The 16496-nt window shown below is 45.7% G+C and carries 20 protein-coding genes, 12 tRNA genes and 1 rRNA gene; 31 read left to right on the top strand and 2 right to left on the bottom strand.

The window, feature by feature from the left end; translation table 11 throughout:
* The first annotated feature begins 58 nt into the window (after window positions 1-58).
* From rrf to ACN6MV_RS28140, 13 genes are all read left to right on the top strand, one after another.
* Window positions 59-175 (top strand): 5S ribosomal RNA (gene rrf / locus ACN6MV_RS28200).
* A gap of 6 nt (window positions 176-181) precedes the next feature.
* Window positions 182-257, top strand: a tRNA-Asn gene (locus ACN6MV_RS28195).
* A gap of 1 nt (window position 258) precedes the next feature.
* Window positions 259-334: transfer RNA gene (locus ACN6MV_RS28190), tRNA-Thr, on the top strand.
* 11 nt (window positions 335-345) lie between these two features.
* Window positions 346-420, top strand: a tRNA-Glu gene (locus tag ACN6MV_RS28185).
* A 40-nt stretch (window positions 421-460) separates the two neighbouring features.
* A tRNA-Val gene (locus ACN6MV_RS28180) sits at window positions 461-536 on the top strand.
* A 43-nt stretch (window positions 537-579) separates the two neighbouring features.
* Window positions 580-654, top strand: a tRNA-Gln gene (locus tag ACN6MV_RS28175).
* 5 nt (window positions 655-659) lie between these two features.
* Window positions 660-732: transfer RNA gene (locus tag ACN6MV_RS28170), tRNA-Lys, on the top strand.
* 15 nt (window positions 733-747) lie between these two features.
* Window positions 748-831: transfer RNA gene (locus ACN6MV_RS28165), tRNA-Leu, on the top strand.
* A 6-nt stretch (window positions 832-837) separates the two neighbouring features.
* A tRNA-Gly gene (locus ACN6MV_RS28160) sits at window positions 838-912 on the top strand.
* 8 nt (window positions 913-920) lie between these two features.
* Window positions 921-997, top strand: a tRNA-Arg gene (locus tag ACN6MV_RS28155).
* Between the two features lie 30 nt (window positions 998-1027).
* Window positions 1028-1101, top strand: a tRNA-Pro gene (locus ACN6MV_RS28150).
* A 12-nt stretch (window positions 1102-1113) separates the two neighbouring features.
* Window positions 1114-1187: transfer RNA gene (locus tag ACN6MV_RS28145), tRNA-Gly, on the top strand.
* 14 nt (window positions 1188-1201) lie between these two features.
* A tRNA-Pro gene (locus ACN6MV_RS28140) sits at window positions 1202-1275 on the top strand.
* 101 nt (window positions 1276-1376) lie between these two features.
* On the opposite strand, the gene ACN6MV_RS28135 is transcribed toward ACN6MV_RS28140, so the two are convergent.
* Both ACN6MV_RS28135 and ACN6MV_RS28130 read right to left on the bottom strand, forming a co-directional pair.
* A complete protein-coding gene (locus tag ACN6MV_RS28135; protein ID WP_042132516.1) occupies window positions 1377-1790 on the bottom strand; it encodes an ImmA/IrrE family metallo-endopeptidase in 414 nt (137 codons plus the stop codon).
* Window positions 1791-1821: 31 nt separating this feature from the next.
* Complete coding sequence (locus tag ACN6MV_RS28130) at window positions 1822-2250, bottom strand: helix-turn-helix domain-containing protein (RefSeq protein WP_042131203.1); 429 nt, start codon at window positions 2248-2250, stop codon at window positions 1822-1824.
* Between the two features lie 286 nt (window positions 2251-2536).
* On the opposite strand from ACN6MV_RS28130, the gene ACN6MV_RS28125 reads away from it, so the two are divergent.
* The 18 genes from ACN6MV_RS28125 to ACN6MV_RS28040 all read left to right on the top strand — a co-directional run bounded on the left by ACN6MV_RS28125 (window position 2537) and on the right by ACN6MV_RS28040 (window position 16476).
* The gene (locus ACN6MV_RS28125) at window positions 2537-3031 is read left to right on the top strand and encodes an ArpU family phage packaging/lysis transcriptional regulator (RefSeq protein ID WP_419886827.1); all 495 of its coding nucleotides are present in this window, start codon (window positions 2537-2539) and stop codon (window positions 3029-3031) included.
* A 426-nt stretch (window positions 3032-3457) separates the two neighbouring features.
* Entirely contained in the window at window positions 3458-3871 is a 414-nt protein-coding gene (locus ACN6MV_RS28120; RefSeq protein ID WP_339288281.1) for a phage tail terminator family protein, read from the top strand.
* Window positions 3868-4047 (top strand): hypothetical protein, encoded by a 180-nt coding sequence (locus tag ACN6MV_RS28115; RefSeq protein ID WP_419885322.1) that lies wholly within the window; start codon window positions 3868-3870, stop codon window positions 4045-4047. The genes ACN6MV_RS28120 and ACN6MV_RS28115 overlap by 4 nt, the downstream gene beginning before the upstream one ends.
* Window positions 4047-5369, top strand: a complete 1323-nt coding sequence (locus ACN6MV_RS28110) for a phage tail sheath family protein (protein WP_419885321.1) — start codon at window positions 4047-4049, stop codon at window positions 5367-5369. The genes ACN6MV_RS28115 and ACN6MV_RS28110 overlap by 1 nt, the downstream gene beginning before the upstream one ends.
* 1 nt (window position 5370) lies before the next feature.
* Window positions 5371-5841, top strand: a complete 471-nt coding sequence (locus tag ACN6MV_RS28105; protein WP_042131198.1) for a phage tail tube protein — start codon at window positions 5371-5373, stop codon at window positions 5839-5841.
* Window positions 5842-5954: 113 nt separating this feature from the next.
* The gene (locus ACN6MV_RS28100) at window positions 5955-6377 is read left to right on the top strand and encodes a phage tail assembly chaperone (RefSeq protein WP_042131197.1); all 423 of its coding nucleotides are present in this window, start codon (window positions 5955-5957) and stop codon (window positions 6375-6377) included.
* Window positions 6378-6568: 191 nt separating this feature from the next.
* Complete coding sequence (locus ACN6MV_RS28095; protein WP_419885320.1) at window positions 6569-8593, top strand: hypothetical protein; 2025 nt, start codon at window positions 6569-6571, stop codon at window positions 8591-8593.
* 1 nt (window position 8594) lies between these two features.
* Window positions 8595-9347 carry a LysM peptidoglycan-binding domain-containing protein gene (locus tag ACN6MV_RS28090; protein ID WP_042131195.1) on the top strand — a complete coding sequence of 251 codons (753 nt, stop codon included), beginning with the start codon at window positions 8595-8597 and terminating at the stop codon, window positions 9345-9347.
* 9 nt (window positions 9348-9356) lie between these two features.
* Window positions 9357-10319, top strand: coding sequence for an XkdQ/YqbQ family protein (locus ACN6MV_RS28085; RefSeq protein ID WP_076120989.1), 963 nt, complete (start codon window positions 9357-9359; stop codon window positions 10317-10319).
* Window positions 10320-10324: 5 nt separating this feature from the next.
* Window positions 10325-10621: a DUF2577 domain-containing protein gene (locus ACN6MV_RS28080; protein ID WP_076121002.1), complete on the top strand. Its 297-nt coding sequence runs from the start codon at window positions 10325-10327 to the stop codon at window positions 10619-10621.
* Window positions 10618-11049, top strand: a complete 432-nt coding sequence (locus tag ACN6MV_RS28075) for a DUF2634 domain-containing protein (protein ID WP_419885319.1) — start codon at window positions 10618-10620, stop codon at window positions 11047-11049. Before ACN6MV_RS28080 ends, ACN6MV_RS28075 begins: the two co-directional genes overlap by 4 nt.
* Entirely contained in the window at window positions 11036-12100 is a 1065-nt protein-coding gene (locus ACN6MV_RS28070) for a baseplate J/gp47 family protein (protein WP_349651466.1), read from the top strand. Before ACN6MV_RS28075 ends, ACN6MV_RS28070 begins: the two co-directional genes overlap by 14 nt.
* Window position 12101: 1 nt before the next feature.
* Window positions 12102-12515 (top strand): hypothetical protein, encoded by a 414-nt coding sequence (locus ACN6MV_RS28065; protein WP_042131191.1) that lies wholly within the window; start codon window positions 12102-12104, stop codon window positions 12513-12515.
* A gap of 1 nt (window position 12516) precedes the next feature.
* The gene (locus tag ACN6MV_RS28060; protein WP_042131189.1) at window positions 12517-13539 is read left to right on the top strand and encodes a DUF2793 domain-containing protein; all 1023 of its coding nucleotides are present in this window, start codon (window positions 12517-12519) and stop codon (window positions 13537-13539) included.
* An 11-nt stretch (window positions 13540-13550) separates the two neighbouring features.
* A complete protein-coding gene (locus tag ACN6MV_RS28055; RefSeq protein WP_081954205.1) occupies window positions 13551-13886 on the top strand; it encodes a hypothetical protein in 336 nt (111 codons plus the stop codon).
* A gap of 3 nt (window positions 13887-13889) precedes the next feature.
* Window positions 13890-14501, top strand: coding sequence for a putative phage tail protein (locus ACN6MV_RS28050; protein ID WP_419885318.1), 612 nt, complete (start codon window positions 13890-13892; stop codon window positions 14499-14501).
* A gap of 11 nt (window positions 14502-14512) precedes the next feature.
* On the top strand, window positions 14513-16018 hold the full coding sequence (locus ACN6MV_RS28045; protein WP_419885317.1) for a C1q-like domain-containing protein: 1506 nt from the start codon (window positions 14513-14515) through the stop codon (window positions 16016-16018).
* Entirely contained in the window at window positions 15997-16476 is a 480-nt protein-coding gene (locus tag ACN6MV_RS28040; RefSeq protein ID WP_419885316.1) for an XkdW family protein, read from the top strand. Before ACN6MV_RS28045 ends, ACN6MV_RS28040 begins: the two co-directional genes overlap by 22 nt.
* Window positions 16477-16496: the final 20 nt, after the last annotated feature.

Below are 16496 nucleotides of genomic sequence, written 5' to 3'. Positions count from 1 at the left end.
ATTCAATTCGGATTCAGTTTTCAGGCGATTAAGCCTGAGCATTACGCTGTAATGCCCGTTTGGTGGCGATAGCGGAGGGGTTCCACGCGTACCCATCCCGAACACGACCGTTAAGCCCTCCAGCGCCGATGGTACTTGGACCGAAGGGTCCTGGGAGAGTAGGACGTTGCCAAGCGGATATTCCCTGATAGCTCAGTTGGTAGAGCACTCGACTGTTAATCGAGTTGTCACAGGTTCGAGTCCTGTTCGGGGAGCCATGCTCTCATAGCTCAGCAGGTAGAGTGCTTCCATGGTAAGGAAGAGGTCACCGGTTCGAATCCGGTTGAGAGCTCCACAGATTTGCAAGGCCCGTTGGTCAAGGGGTTAAGACACCTCCCTTTCACGGAGGTAACATGGGTTCGAATCCCATACGGGTCACCAACTTTTACTTGTACTTACCCTTAGAGGGTCCCATAGATATGGAGGCTTAGCTCAGCTGGGAGAGCATCTGCCTTACAAGCAGAGGGTCGGGGGTTCGATCCCCTCAGCCTCCACCATAATCTTCCTGAGAGATTATGGGCAACATAGAGGTAGCATCAATGGGGATTAGCCAAGCGGTAAGGCAACGGACTTTGACTCCGTCACTCATAGGTTCGAATCCTATATCCCCAGCCAAGTGCGAGCCATTAGCTCAGTTGGTAGAGCACCTGACTTTTAATCAGGGTGTCGAAGGTTCGAGTCCTTCATGGCTCACTTTTATTATTACATGCGCGTGTGGCGGAATGGCAGACGCACCAGACTTAGGATCTGGCGTTTCACGACGTGGGGGTTCAAGTCCCTTCACGCGCACCATATTTTGCGGAAGTGGCTCAGCGGTAGAGCATCGCCTTGCCAAGGCGAGGGTCGCGGGTTCGATTCCCGTCTTCCGCTCCATAATTTTTGCGCCCTTAGCTCAGCTGGATAGAGCGTTTGACTACGAATCAAAAGGCCGGGAGTTCGAATCTCTCAGGGCGCGCCATTTTTTTATTAAGCAATCATAGCATTATAACGGGATGTAGCTCAGCTTGGTAGAGCACCTGGTTTGGGACCAGGGGGTCGCATGTTCAAATCGTGTCATCCCGATTTTTCACCTTTGCGGGTGTAGTTCAATGGTAGAACTTCAGCCTTCCAAGCTGATAGCGTGGGTTCGATTCCCATCACCCGCTCCATAATTTTATAGTAACGGGATGTAGCTCAGCTTGGTAGAGCACCTGGTTTGGGACCAGGGGGTCGCATGTTCAAATCGTGTCATCCCGATACTCAGCTTAATCGCTCTTAGAAGCCCTTACTTCGGTAAGAGCTTTTTTTGTTATGTATTGATTTAATAATACGCATGTATTGATATAACATATGTTCTATCATTCTTCCAAAAGAAATTGAACTTCTGGTGGAATACCAATTCGTAAATAATAACTTTTCCATGATTCTTCTTGCTCAGGATTGCTACCTGTGGATAGTAGCTTTACAGCAAAGACATTAGCTTGACGTTCAAGCTTCCCAGGAGAGAAGTAGGAGCTTTCCTCTAGAAAAAAGCGGTTAATCCCCTTATGAAGTCGATCATGTCCTAATTCATGCGCACAAACGAAGCGCTGCCACTCAACTGGCAACTCATTATGAATGACAATAAATCTTCTTCTTAGTTTTCGGTAATATAATCCCTTTGTGCCTGTCCCAAGGTTCATGAAACGAATGTGAATACCCAGCGCTGAGGCCAGCTCGAACGGACAGTTGGTTTTATATTTTTTAATCAGATTATTGATCAGTTCATCCATATTCTTCACCTGCAGCATGTTAGTGTAGTTATTAAGTGTTGTTGGATTTATTTCTCTTGTTCATCTGTTTGGCTTCCCAGAATAAGCCGGTCAGTACATCTTTAATCCTCTGCTTGTCTTCCTTGTCTAGTGGAATTCCATCAAACATCAGCTCTCCATCATCCTCTAGCATTTTACGAAAGTCACGCTTATCCTTGCTTGTAGCCCACTCTGGGACAATCTCTTCGCTTGGAAGGGCTTGCTCCTGCAAATACCCCGCTTGATCCATTAGCTGCTCGTACGGGACGCCTAAGGCCTCAGCTATTTTGCGTAACGTAGTTGGCTTAGGAACGCCTCTTAGACCATTTTCAATCCGTGAAATCTGTGATCCGCTAATCCCCGCTGCTGCTGCCAATTGATTAATGGTGAGTCCCTTTGTTTCGCGAAGTTGCTTCATGTAATCCCCAAATTCTTGTTTCATCTCAACCACTCCTTATAGACTGAAGCTTATGATATTAATATAAGCCATTTTTGCCAATTGGTAAACAACAAAGCGTATATTATTGCCAAAAGGCAAGAAAATGAAGGGAAAGCTATTCTTTTTCGCCCAAAACAGACTAAAACGGGGTTTTACGAGATTGGTAGAGAAGTGGTATATTATAGAAAAATACGAACAGAATACGAACACTTTTATATTTTAGCACATTGCTTAGGAAACTTCCGCAATTTAATCTCATTCTGTCAAACCTAAAGGAGTGCATAAAATGATGAACTTATCTGCTTTACCAGAGTTAGACCGTCGCCGAACCCAGGTCGCTATAGAGAGTATGTTGGAGAAATACCGTATTTTTAAGACCGTTACATTTGAGGCTAAGGAAGCCAGTACTACTTATTCTTATTCAGAAAGATTTCATGGTCCTACGAATACAGTTACTGATCAGACTGCTGCGATAGCTTCTTATAATGTGGATATACCGGCTGCTAGGAGGGCTTTTTGCTCGGCGATAGACTCTGTGGTAGAGAGACTTGATACGAGGGAACAGCAATTAGTAAGAGAGCGTTATATGAAAAGAGACGAAACGTACGATTATACGATTTACAATCATGTGTTTGATCCACCGGTGAGTAAGGATACTTACGTGAAGATACGCTCGAAGGCTTTTTATAAGATGGCTTTGGCTTTAACGGATCTCGGCCTACTGTCCCTTAACACCTTAATAACAGCACCAAGAGTGAAGAAAGAGAAGGTTAGTATTACCTAAGAGATATAGATGGTTACTTAAGAGACTGTGTCATCCGAGCGGATGATGCGGTCTTTTTTATGAGCAGATGACCCCTCCGAAAAACCGCTCTTTACCATCCCAAAGCTAGCTTAAACCTCGTCGGTATACCGTCTCTGCAAGGCAAATAGGGGTGTATATTTATAACATGGCAAATGAAGCAAAAAGAACACCGCAAGAGCATGAATGCTCTGCTAATCGTTCCGCCCTAGTGGTGATAAGAACAAATCTAGCGGTGAAAGATTCTTTTGGCATTGGCCTAGTATAGAAGGGTATTATCCAACATCGGATAGTATCCTTTTTTGTTCTTAGTTTTAGTAGAGGAGGTGTTTTCTTAATGTTAATGCAATTGAAGGTTAACACCATCAAAGATCGGCGAACCGCCGCAGTTCAGAAAGGAATGGAGTGATGTCGGTACAACAATTACGAGAACACATTACGAGTGCGCTGGAGAAGTACTTTCCAGATGTGCCTGTATATGTGGAGGGAGAGAAACCTCAGACGGCTTATTTTTATCCCGGACTGATCTCAGCGACTCTGGATCGGCAGCGGGAAGGCAGATATTTGGCGGTTTATCGCTTCGGTATCCGTTATGAACAAGGAAGTCTACTGGAGGCTGAAAGAATGGCTGATAGGCTAAGTGAAGCAATGGCAGGGATGGAGCAAGAGGGTGGCTCCTTCCGTGTAGCTAGGCAAGCCTGGGAAGCTGGGGTAGAGGGGCATGGGCCGCTTTTTACAACGGACTATATGGTGTATTTGCAAAGTGAGAAGCATGACCCCATTAAGATGGGGCAAATGATTGGAGGAGAAAGACTGAAATGAGCACAAAGGTGAGTAATGGAGATCGTTTTGGTAAAGAGCAGATTGTGAATTCATCGCTTTTTACGGTTAAGGAAAAGGATGTGCTGAACGTTATTTTGCAGGATAACAAAAGTTATACGATCGAAGAAGCGAAGCAATCTATGGGATTGTTTAATAATAAGGAGGTTTTGAACTAATGGCAGGCGGAACATGGACAACTCAAAACAAAGTGCGCCCAGGGGTGTACGTAAATGTAGCATCGAATCAAGGTGCCATCGGCAAAATGGGAGAACGGGGAATTACTGCGTTGGCACTTGCTTTATCTTGGGGAGAAGCTGGAGTGATCATGGAGATTACCCCGCAGGACGACGTGAATAAGCTACTAGGTTATGATTTGGAACATCCAACATTGCTGCCAGTACGCGAAGCGCTGAAACGTGCGGGAACGTTACTGCTCTATCGATTGAATGAAGGGGTTAAAGCGGCGGTCACGAACAATGGTCTACAGGTTACGGCTAAATACGGTGGTGCACGCGGAAACGATCTTTCTGTGGTTATTGAGAAAAATATTGAGAATAATGCTCTTTTTGATGTAAAGACACTGCTGAATGGAGCTGAACTGAATAAGCAAACGGTTGGAACGGCTGAAGAGTTGGTCGCTAACGATTATGTACAATTCCAGAAAAATGGCGCAGAAGGCTTGAAGCTAACTGCAGGGATGCCGCTTATTGGCGGAGCTAATGGTACGGTGACAAATGGTGCGCACAGCGATTTCTTATCTTCTCTTGAGGTGCTTGAATTCCAAACGGTTGGACTAGTATCGCAGGATAGTACGCTTAAGGCACTGTATAGCTCTTGGGTAAGACGACTGCGGGATACGGAAGGTAAGAAAGTGCAGGCTGTACTATCGGATTATACTACTGCGGGTCATGAGGGTGTGATCAGCGTGAAGAATGGGGTAGTACTGAGTGACGGAACTACGATTGATAACAACAATGCTGTTGCTTGGGTGGCCGGTGCTACGGCTGCTGCTGCGGTGAATCAATCGCTGACTTATCAGGGCTATGACGACTCGGTTGATGCTGATGTACGGCTTAGCCATTCTGAAACGACAGCAGCTTTGCTGCAAGGCGAACTGCTCTTTACTTACAGTGGAGGGCGAGCTGTGGTGGAACAGGATATTAACACGTTTACGGCATTCTCTCCGGATAAAGGCAAAGCATTCTCCAAAAATCGTGTGTTGCGTGTGCTGGATGGGATTGCGAATGATCTGAAGCGTATTTTTGAGAACTACTACATTGGTAAGGTAGCCAATAATGAAGATGGACGGGCTCTGTTCTGGTCGCAATGTGCAACTTACATGAATGATCTGCAGGATATTGGGGCGATTGAAAGCTTTAATGCGCAGACTGATGTTGTCGTTGTGGCAGGTACCGATAGCGATAGTATTGTACTCGACGTAGCAGTGAAGCCAGTTGATTCCGTAGAAAAAGTATATATGAAAGTGAAGGTGGTTTAAGATGGCATTTTTAAAAGCTAGCGATACGATTTCCGGCCAGGAGGGCCGTGCGTATGCCGTGATTGGCACGCAAACTGAAGAGATGTTCTATGTGAAGACGCTTGAAGCAACGGTAGAAAAAACAAAGGCGGAAGTGAAGACACTCGGCCGACGTGGTGTTCAGCATAAAGCGACTGGATGGTCAGGCAGCGGTTCGATGACGATTTTTTATATGACTAGCCGTTTCCGCCAGATGATGCTTGATTATATGAACACAGGTGTCGATCAGTATTTCGATATTGAGGTTACGAACGAAGACCCATCGTCCAGTGTGGGAGCGCAACGTATTATTCTAAAAGGCGTGAACCTTGATAGTGTCATCATGGCTTCTCTTGATACAGAATCAGATGCGCTGGAAGAAGAAGTGAGCTTTACCTTTGAAGACGTGCAGATTGTGCAAGCTTTTGGCGCTCCGGCCGGCTCAGGAAAATAATAAAGACAACTAGATAGGAGCAAGTAAGGCCCGGGCGTGCAGGTGAGCGGCGGGTCTCTTCTCTGTCTAGTTAGTAGTACTAGAAGAAACTAAATCATTTTAGGAGGAAGACAATGAGTGAATTAAGTTTGTTTTTTGCGCAAAATGTAGCATGTGACACGACCGAGGAGTTTGTGGTATCACAGCGTTTTAAGGATAAGGAAGGGAACGCAGTTGCCTGGAAGCTACGCAGTATGAACGAGGATGAGAATCAGGAATGCCGTAAAGCAGCTACTCGTAAGGTCAAAGGTAAGAACGGAGTGTATACCTCCGAGATTGAGCCGAATGATTATATGGCTAAGCTGATGACTTCAAGTGTGGTGCATCCAGATCTGAAAAATGCCGAGTTACAACGTTCTTATGGTGTTCTTGGTGCTGAGACGCTCCTGCGTAAAATGCTGCTCCCAGGTGAATTCGCCGCGCTGGGTGAACGGGTACAGGCCTTGAATGGCTTCGGTACAGATATGAACGAGCTGGTGGATGAAGTAAAAAACTAATCAACGAGGGCGACAGCGAAGCTAACTTAGCTTACTACGCCCTCCACGAGCTTCATATTTTACCGCATGAGCTAATGAAGCTGTCCTCACGTGAACGAGCCGCAATTTATGCGATGATCGCTGTTCGGGTGGAGAAGGAGAAGCGGGATCAGGCACGGAGTAAGGCGAGGAAGAGATGAGGGGGTGAATGAATGGCAGGTATGCAAAACAATATAGCTGGAATCCAGCAAGTCTCCAACCAATGGATCAATGATATAACCAATCAAATTACAACTCAGGTTTCTGCAAATATTTCAAATTCCTTTTCCGCAACTTTAAACCGAATAAGTATGAAAATAGTCAATAAACCCGTGTACAACATCACTAACAATTACAGTGCAGCTTATACCAGAATTCAAGCTTCTATTGGAGGCGCAGTACAAGCTCAGGAGAGACTGAACGATGCGGCAGAACAAGGAGCAGCAGGTGCTGAACAGCAGGCGGGCACTTGGGAAAAGATTACAGGTGCTTTTGGGAAAGCCAAGGGTGTGCTGGATAAAGTTAAAGGAGTTATGGAAAAGGTGCTTGCGCCTGCGGCCGAACAGCAAAAGTGGGAAGATCTTTTTAAAGTCAAAACCGGAAATGCTGATGTTGGTGTGGCTATGTTTGATAAATTCAAGAAGAGAGCACTAGAAACAGGACAGGATGTAAACAAGTCCATGGAAAGTGTGTTGTCGTTTTATCCTAAAACTCAAAATACGGATCAGCTAGATAAGCTTATGGATTATTCCACAAGGCTTAGCATGATGTCTCCGGAGGGTAAGGATATTGGTGATACTTCATCGGCGATTACTTCTGCTTTTGAGGGCGATTCCAGTGATTTAGCATCTATGCTTCAACTGGATAAAGAGGATCTGGGCGGACTTGATCTGGTGGCCGGAACAGGCAATATGGAAGCCTTTTTGAGTACTTTGGGAGATATTATGACAACGTCAGGTATGACGAGTGAGTCGCTGCAAACCATGATGGATTCGCCCGTTAATCAATGGCAAGCTCTTCTTGGAAACTATAACAACTCTCTGGCTGGTATGGGAGAAGGTGCTCTTGCGGCATTGTCACCACTATTAGGCATTCTTAACCAGGCATTTTCAGATGGAAGCTTTCAGCCAATTATCGATGGGATAGCGATTGGACTGGCGATACTTGCACAAGTATTCTCGCAGGTCGTACAAGGTGCATTGTATCTCTGGCGTGTTCTTAGCAACCCTGTTGTTTTGCCGATTGTTTTGGGTGTTGTTGCTGGAGTGATTGCCTTAGCAATCGCGATGAATGCCTCAACAATTGCAACTAGAATTTCATCTATTGCTACCGGAATTGCTACCGCAGCCCAAGGCATTTTCAACGCTGTGATGAGTGCTAATCCAATTGCACTTGTAATTGGACTTATAGTTGCGCTAATAGTGGCATTTTTAGGGATAGTAGCGGCACTTCAACCGGTTAGGGACTTTTTGGCGAATATGTTCAGAGGACTGGGACAGCTCGTTGCAGAATTCGTAGGCTTTGTTATCGATCTTTGGACCGGATTTGTTAATGGTATTATTGGCGCCGTGAACTTTTTGCTAGATAGTATAAATAAAGTAGTTGGAGCTGTTGGTAAATTTATTGGTATAGAGTCGGAGATCAATCTTCATATTGAAGAGGTTGATAACAGTCAGTTCAAAAAAGATTTGCAAATGGATATTGGAGCTTCTTTTAATGCAGAGGCAGAAAACATCCAGAATTTTGATATTAATGCGTTGAAAAAGAAATTGAATATAGGTGGAAATACGAGTAATGAGAACACGTTAAATCAGTGGAATACAACCCATTCAGGGGATTTGTCAAAACCTTTGCAAACGCCTACCGTACCTGAAATTCCAGCAGTTCCTACGTTGAATACACCTTCATCTACGGGTTCTTTTCAAAATGCAGGGGCTCCGGGTAATCTAAACACCGTCAACCGTGTGAATGAACTCGGATCCATCAACGACACCGTAGACATCTCCAGCGATGATCTGAAAATGCTGCGGGAGTTAGCTGAGATTCAGGCGATCCAGAATTTTGTAGAGCTGACGCCGACGGTGCAGGTCACGACCGGGAATATTAATAATGCCGGAGACATTGATTCGATTATCAACAAGATTGGGCAAAAGCTGAACGAGGAGTTTGTCTCTACGGCGCAGGGGGTGTATACGTAACGTGGAAGAGTACGGGATATTTCTTGGTTTTAATAATCAGGCGGAAGCATTCCGACTGCCAGTCAATCCAGAGACTTTGGAAATCAAGGAAAGCGGGGATGGGAAGAGCTATACCATTATCGATCTAGGTGAGATTAATACGATTGCTTATCCGAAGCTGACGGAGATCACAATCGAAAGTATTTTTCCGGCACAAAGGTATCCGTTTGTATTAGTACAAGAGGACGGGTTGAAGAGACCTTTTGAATATGTGGAGCTGATTAAGAAGTGGATGACGAGTCGCAGACCTATTCGTTTTGTATTTTCCGGGGTGAGCTATACTGATGACTTGAAAAAAGCTGATGGGAAGCTAAACGACGCCAAGAAATGGTTAAAGGATTCATCGACTAGTGAGGATAAATCCATAGAGATTGATTTCGGTGTGAATATGGCTATGAGTATTGAAAGCTTCTCTTGGAAGCTCAGTGCAGGTACATCAGGGGATATTGAATATTCGTTATCTCTCAAAAAGTATGTATTTTATCAGGCGGTAGCTGTTAAAGTCGTCAAGGATGAAGTGAAGGTAGAACAGAAGCGGGCGAACGAAACTCCCAAACCTAAAACGTATATCATGAAATCTAAAGATAATCTATGGAAAATCGCTAAAGAAATCCTTGGAGATGGTAATAGGTGTTGGGAAATCCAGAAACTTAATGGCATTAAAGATAGCGAGCTGAGGAAGCTTCCAATCGGTAAGGTCATTAAGCTGCCGTAGGAGGCTGTTATGGAGCTGCTTGTAAAGAATAAGGAAGGGCATTTATGGGATATTTCAGGCATCGTCTCGGATATTTCGTGGAAAACAGCTCGGTCTGGCAAACCGGCAACGCTAGAGTTAACACTTGTGGACAGTGGAATCTATCAGCATCCTAAGTTCGGTATCAGCAACGGTGATATTATTCAGTTCAGCAAAGATAATGTGGATGTATTCTACGGGTTTGTGTTCAGTATTGATACAGGCTCGGATCAGGAGATTAAGCTGACTGCCTATGATCAGATGCGTTATTTGCTGGGCAATGGCAGTTATGTTTTGCAGGATGTTACGGCTAATGATGTTATAAAAAAAATAACGCAAGACTACGGACTGCAGACAGGTGTGCTGGAGGATACAGAGTACCGGATTCCCTCTTTAATCGAGGATGACAAAAAGCTGCTGGACATCATTATGGGAGCGATCGGCAGTGAGCTTCAGTATAAGGGGCGGTTGATGGCCTTTTACGATGATTTTGGTAAGCTAACACTGCGAAAACCGGAGTCTATGCTGCTTAATCTGGTGTTGGGAGCGGGGCATTATCTGTATGACTATTCGCTCAAAAAAAGTATTGATGATGATACGTACAACACGATCTTTTTATACAAGGATAATGAGAAGTCTGGTAAGCGTGATTTCTTTCCGGTTAGCGATAAGGATAATGTGAAACGCTGGGGTATCCTCCACTTGTATCAGAAGGCTGATGACAAAGCGAATGCTGCACAAATTCAGGAGAAGGCAAATAATCTGCTAAAAATGCACAACCGTGAAAAGCTTAGTCTCTCCGTACAGGCGATTGGTGATATGCGCGTAAGGGCTGGTAATTTCATATATGTCCTGCTTGATGAATTTAAGACTCAGGTGTTTCTGGTGGATCAATGCAGTCATAAGATTTCCGGTGGGGAGCATACGATGTCCCTCGATATAAAGGTGGTGTAGAAATGATGTTGGATATTATAAAAAAAGCAAGCCTAGGAGCCGTGGGAAATACAAATCCCGTGGCTTTTTCTTATGGGACGGTAACGGAGGTAGCTCCCTTACAGATCCAGGTGGATCAACGTTTTATTTTATCGGGGAATGCGCTAGTGCTGCCTGAATCGGTAATGGAATGTAAAGTCGAGCTAGAGGGTAGAGAACTGGTAGTGCGTCGAGGACTTGCCTCTGGAGATCGGGTTCTGATGGTTCGGATGCAGGGCGGACAAAGCTATATTGTTCTGGATCGGCTGGTGAGTCCAATATGATTCCTGCGATTGGAAAAGCTGGACCGATAACCGCCCTTCTTGAAGGCGAGGTCAACCTTGAGCGTGGGGAAAACCCTAGTCTCACCTACCGAATGGATTGGGACAGAAAAAGGATCACTGGCCAAGCGGATGGACTTGAGGCAGTGCAGCAGGCAGCGGCCAAAATTCTGCGAACCAATAGATTTGAACATCTGATTTACAGTTCGGATTACGGAACAGAGTGGCAGCTGGTTTTGGGTAAGGATCGGCTGTTAGTCAGAGCTGAAATCAGACGTGTCGTTAGTGAAGCCTTACTTCAGGATGAACGAATCCTTAGCTTAGAAAATACTGAGGTCTCTTTTAACGGGGATAATCTAACCTTTGATTGTAAGGTGGTCACACGTTATGGGAATTTTCAGCTGAGAAAGGAGTGGAATGAGGGTGTATGAGGATCAGACGTATGAGGCTCTTTTGGAACGGATGCTGGACCGGGTTCCGTCAGGTCTGGATAAACGCGAGGGCAGCATCATTTATGATGCGCTGGCTCCGGCAGCAGCAGAGCTAGCGCAAATGTACATTGAGCTGGATGTGAATAATAATCTGTATTTTGCAGATACGGCTACCGGTGAGTACTTGGAGCGAAGTATCTCCTGGTCAGGAATTGTAAGGCGTGAAGCGAGCAAAGCGCAGCTGAAGGGGATTTTTTATAAAGCGGATGGGGGACTTCTGGATGTACCTCTCGGCAGCCGGTTCTCTCTCGATATGCTGAATTATACGGCTGTGGAAAAGTTATCTCCTGGAGTGTATCGGTTGGAGAGTGAAACCGCTGGAGAAGAAGGAAACCGATATTTTGGCTCTTTGCTGCCGGTGGATTATATTTCAGACCTTGCACGCGGAGAAATAGCTTCTCTTCTGATCCCTGGGGAGAACGCCGAAAGTGATGAATCGCTTCGCCAGCGTTATTTGGATTCAGCCAGACGCCCAGCTACTAGCGGCAATAAATATCACTACATGGAGTGGGCAATGCAGGTTGCAGGGGTAGGTGGCGCTCGTGTTTTTCCATTATGGAATGGTCCTAAGACGGTAAAGGTGATTATCGTAGATGCTGAGAAACTTCCTGCTTCTGAGCTGCTGGTGACTAAGGTTCAGCATTACATTGATCCGGTCTCTGGAGAGGGTGAGGGGCAAGCCCCTGTAGGTGCTGTTGTATCGGTGGCGTCGGCAACGGGCAAAAGCATCAGTATAAGTGCAAAAGTAACCCTTGCTTCAGGTTATGCGCTGCAAGCTGTTAATGAAGAATTCAAGGCGACTCTTGAGAGCTATCGCAAGGAGAAGGCTTTTTCAGCAACCTATATTAGTCAGTCTGTAATTGGTGCACTATTGCTAGCTACTGAGGGAGTCGCAGATTACAGTGAGCTGAAGCTGAACAGTGGAGCGGGCAACGTAATGTTGAGCGAAGAAGAAGTGCCGTTGTTCGGCAATGTTTTACTGGAGGTGTAGCATGGGTTATCCAGAGCAAATTGATATTTTTCAAGAAAAGCTTAATAAAAAAGCAAACGGTGCCAGTTATGTTATTGAAGAGAGATTATCGCTTGTAAATGGCATGTATAGTGGTGCGCTTGCGCATGACAACATCAATAATCAGAGCATCGCAGTGTACACAGGGTCACAGTATTCCGGGATCGAGCTACGTAATTTTACGGTGTCTTTTCCGGATGAAGCGCCGTGGCGACGGTTGATTAAGATTTTTGCCGATGTGCCTGAGGTTTATGTGACTTACGAAACCCCCGGCGATACCGTTGAAGCAGAGGATATTAACGGTTTGCAGGAAAGTCTTACTGCTGTTCAAACTGAAATAGAACGGTATAAGAACAAGGGACAGATTGACGGAGGATCATTCAGAAGAGAGGTGTAAAATGGCACAGACCATACAAATAAAGCGGGGAACAAAGGCTGAGCTAACGAGTTATGGCGTGTTGAAGGCGGGTGAGCTTGGTTTTTGCAATGATACAAAGGAAGTTTATATTGGTGACGGTACGTCTAATTCCATGGTCGGAAGGGCGTTGTCCGGACCAGAAGCCTCGCGTCCAGTTGCTGGAGCCGTTGGCCGGTTGTATTACGTGACTACGGGTTCGAATAGCGGATATTTATATTTTGATGATGGGGCAGCTTGGCGGCGGGTGAATGCGCAGAAGCTTAGTGACCTGACGGGTACAATTGACGATATCGCTGATGGAGCAACCTACGCGAAGGTGCTTAAAGCGGATATTAGTGCGGGACATATCAATAAAGTATCAGATGGCACGAATGTAAAGACTGCCGCTGAGATCAAGACTCACATTGACGATGTGACCAAGCACCGGACAATCAATGATGCCGGGACTACGATTACAGACTTGTGGTCTGCACAAAAGATTAAAAATGAAATTGAGCTGGCTAAGCATAACATCGAACCGCAAGCGTCGGTAAAAGATCAGAACCTGCTGGCTCCACCAGCCAGTCCGGTTGAGGGTGATCGATACATTATTCCAGCTGGAGCAACTGGGGCATGGGCGGGAAAAACGAATCAAATCGTGGAGTACCAATCTGCTGCTTGGGTATTTTATGTTCCTGCCGTAGGCTGGACCACTTATGTTGATGATGAGCAGAAGATTTATAGCTGGAACGGCAGCGCATGGGTTCGAACGGGTGGTGCATTACAGACCATTACAGCTGGAAACGGACTGATTGGTGGTGGACAGGCCGATGCTGTGACGCTGAATATTGGTGCAGGCAATGGGATTACGGTCACTGCAGACGCGATTGCGGTTACAGCTGGAAAAGGGATCACTGTAGATGGTGCCGGTGTAGCTGTAAGTGTGGATGGAAGTAGCATCATTTATGATGCGGCGAATGGCAATAAACTTACCGTAGCCAGTATTGATGGCGGAACTTTCTAGGGGGCGGGACAATGGCTTTAAAGACATTGATTCAAATACGCCGCGGATTGGAAAGTGCGATTGGAGCACTGGCTATTGGTGAGCTTGGCTACTGTACAGACACAGGTAAGCTATATATCGGTTCTGCTGCTGGGAATGTCTTGCTAGTTGCGGCACAAAGTACCGGAGACATGCTGAAAAGCATTTACGATACGAATAACAATGGCAAGGTAGATTTTGCTCAACAAGCGGATAGTGTAGCTTGGGCGGGGGTAGAGGGGAAGCCATCAGTGTTTCCTCCAGCGACGCATACACATGATTATCTGCCTAAAGGCCCTCTAACTTGGAATCAAATGAAGGGGGTGTAGGGGATGAGCTATGGCAACTCTTTATTCAGCGAATTATTGTATTCCGCAGATGAAGATTCGAATCATCCGGGTGAAGTCGAGGCGCCTGATCTAATGCAGTATTTGCCAGATTATTATAAGGATGTCCGTGAAATGGAGAAGCTTCAGGAGACCATCGGGCTAGAAATTGGTGGACTGAAGGTAGGCACTATAGATGTACTGGATCAGGCGTTTGTTGAAACGGCAACTGTGAGCCTTGGACGTTGGGAGGCCGAGCTTGGACTGAATATCGATTCATCCAAGTCATATGCCACACGCCGAGAGATGATTAAAGCGAAGCTGCGTGGAAACGGGACGACAACGCCGGAGATGATCCAGCGGACGGCGTCCGCTTTTTCAGGTGGAGTGGTTGAAGTTAAGGAAGTGCCTGATGAGTACCGTTTTGAGATTCATTTTGTGAGTACACTGGGCATACCTCCGAATATGGCAGGGTTGATTCAAATTATCGAAGAGATAAAACCTGCGCATTTAGCTTATGAATTTGTGTTCAGCTATACCTGGTGGGACTCTGTTAAGGCTTTGACCTGGGAGAGTGCACACAGTAAGACATGGAACGAATTAAGAACTTATAGATAGGAGAGTGACACATGCAAACCACAGGAAATTTGGGCTTAAAGAAACCAGAGGGAACAGATATCGTTGATATTGCCGATCTGAACGGGAATATGGACATCTTGGATAATGCCGTAACTGGCAAGGTTGATAAAGTTACTGGGAAACAGCTGTCCACGAACGACTACACTACGGCGGAGAAAACGAAGCTGGCGGGGATTGCTGCGGGTGCCAATAATTATGCGCACCCTAATCACACGGGGGATGTTACTAGTAATGGTGATGGAGTTACGGCTATTGCGGCTGGGGTGATTGTTAATGCAGACGTTAATGCTGCGGCTGGGATTGATGCCTCGAAGATTGGGACTGGCGTGGTCTCGAACACGGAGTTCGGGTATTTGGATGGGGTGACTAGCGGGATCCAGGGGCAGTTGAATGGTAAGGCGCCATTGGTTACTACGCCTCAGCAGACTACCGCTGATATTACGTATTATGTGCGGACGGATGGGAATGACAATAATACAGGGTTGGTGAATACGGCGGGTGGGGCGTTTAGGACGATTCAAAAAGCGATTAGTGTAATTCCGCAAATGGTTAATCATGTGGTTAACGTCTATGTCGGGGCTGGAACATACGCGGAAAGCATTTTGCTAAGTGGCTATAGCGGAAAGGGTAGTTTATATGTTGTCGGAGTTTCGGCGGCTACTACTTTTGTGCAAAGTGTTGCCTTGACTGGCTGTTCAATTATTGTGACAGTGGACAGCTTTACATGCACCACTACAACAATGGCGCCGATATCTATCACTTCATCAATCGGCGCTGTTATGAATCAAGTTATTTCCACAGCGAATGCGCCGACACAAACAGGCATTTCTCTCAATTTATCTAAATCGCGTTTAACTGCTTGTGTGATTTCTAACAAAATGCGCGTTATAGATGCAGTTAATGCGGCTGAATGTTATGCGGAAAACTTTAACGGAACAGGTAATGGAGCGAATTATTATGCAGAACTCGGATCGCAAATAAATTGGGCGGGAACACAAGCAAGTTCCACAGCCGGAAATGCTAGTGCTTCTGGTGGTGTGATAGTTGGTGGGGAAGGTGTTCTTAATCCATGGGGAGATAATACAACAGCCATTAGAAGTAGATGCGAAGCCGTTGCTAATTCATCCCAAGCTATAACCGGGTCAACTTTTACAAAGATTCTGTTCGGGAGAGAAGATTATGATGTTTTTAACGAGTATGATGCATCTTTATCTAGGTTTACCGCCAAAGTGTCTGGTGTCTATTTGGTAACAGTGACCATACCGTTATCTGCGTTACCTGCGCAAGCCAGAACTTTAATGGATTTAAGAAGGAATGGTGCAGTCGTTTGGAGATTTCAAGATTCAACATCCTCAGTGCTAAGTGATGCTTCTCTTTCAGGTACAACAACTATGTATTTAAGCGCTGGAGATTATCTTGATATCCAAGTCTATATTGGAGGTTACAATATAAACACAGTAGCAGGCGGCTCATTTTGTGTAACGCGAATAGCATAAAAGGAGGAATGAAGATGAACATAGCATCAGCAATTATGTATCTATTTCCAACCGGTGACCCAATGCAAAATTTTTCCGTACAGGATAACGGGCCGGAGCCGAAGCTGTACCCGGGAGCTGAAGAGAAAGGTAAGGTGCTGTATGAAATCAAGCAGCCGGATAAAGGAGAGGAACCAGTAGAGGGTATACACTACCGTTACGGCATCGACTATAACCTACTAATCGAGGGCAAGGACTACGACATTATTGAACGTGGCCCATACATCGCCGGCTGGAACCTAGACGTACCACAACCAACAGAAGTAGAACTCGAAGCAGCGTGGGAAGCCTACCTAGAGGCCGAAGCCAACAAACCGCCAGAGTTAAGCGAAGTCGAACAACTGCGCGCAGAGAATACGGCTTTGCAGGACCGGCTTCAAGACGTCGAAGTCATCGTGGCTGAATTACTGAGTATATAAAACCAAAAGGAGGTCAGTTG

This window comes from Paenibacillus sp. B-A-8, from assembly GCF_048572915.1.
Lineage (GTDB): Bacteria > Bacillota > Bacilli > Paenibacillales > Paenibacillaceae > Paenibacillus_AQ.
Note: the sequence above shows the minus strand (reverse complement) of the source record. Positions and strands in the feature narration are given on the sequence as shown.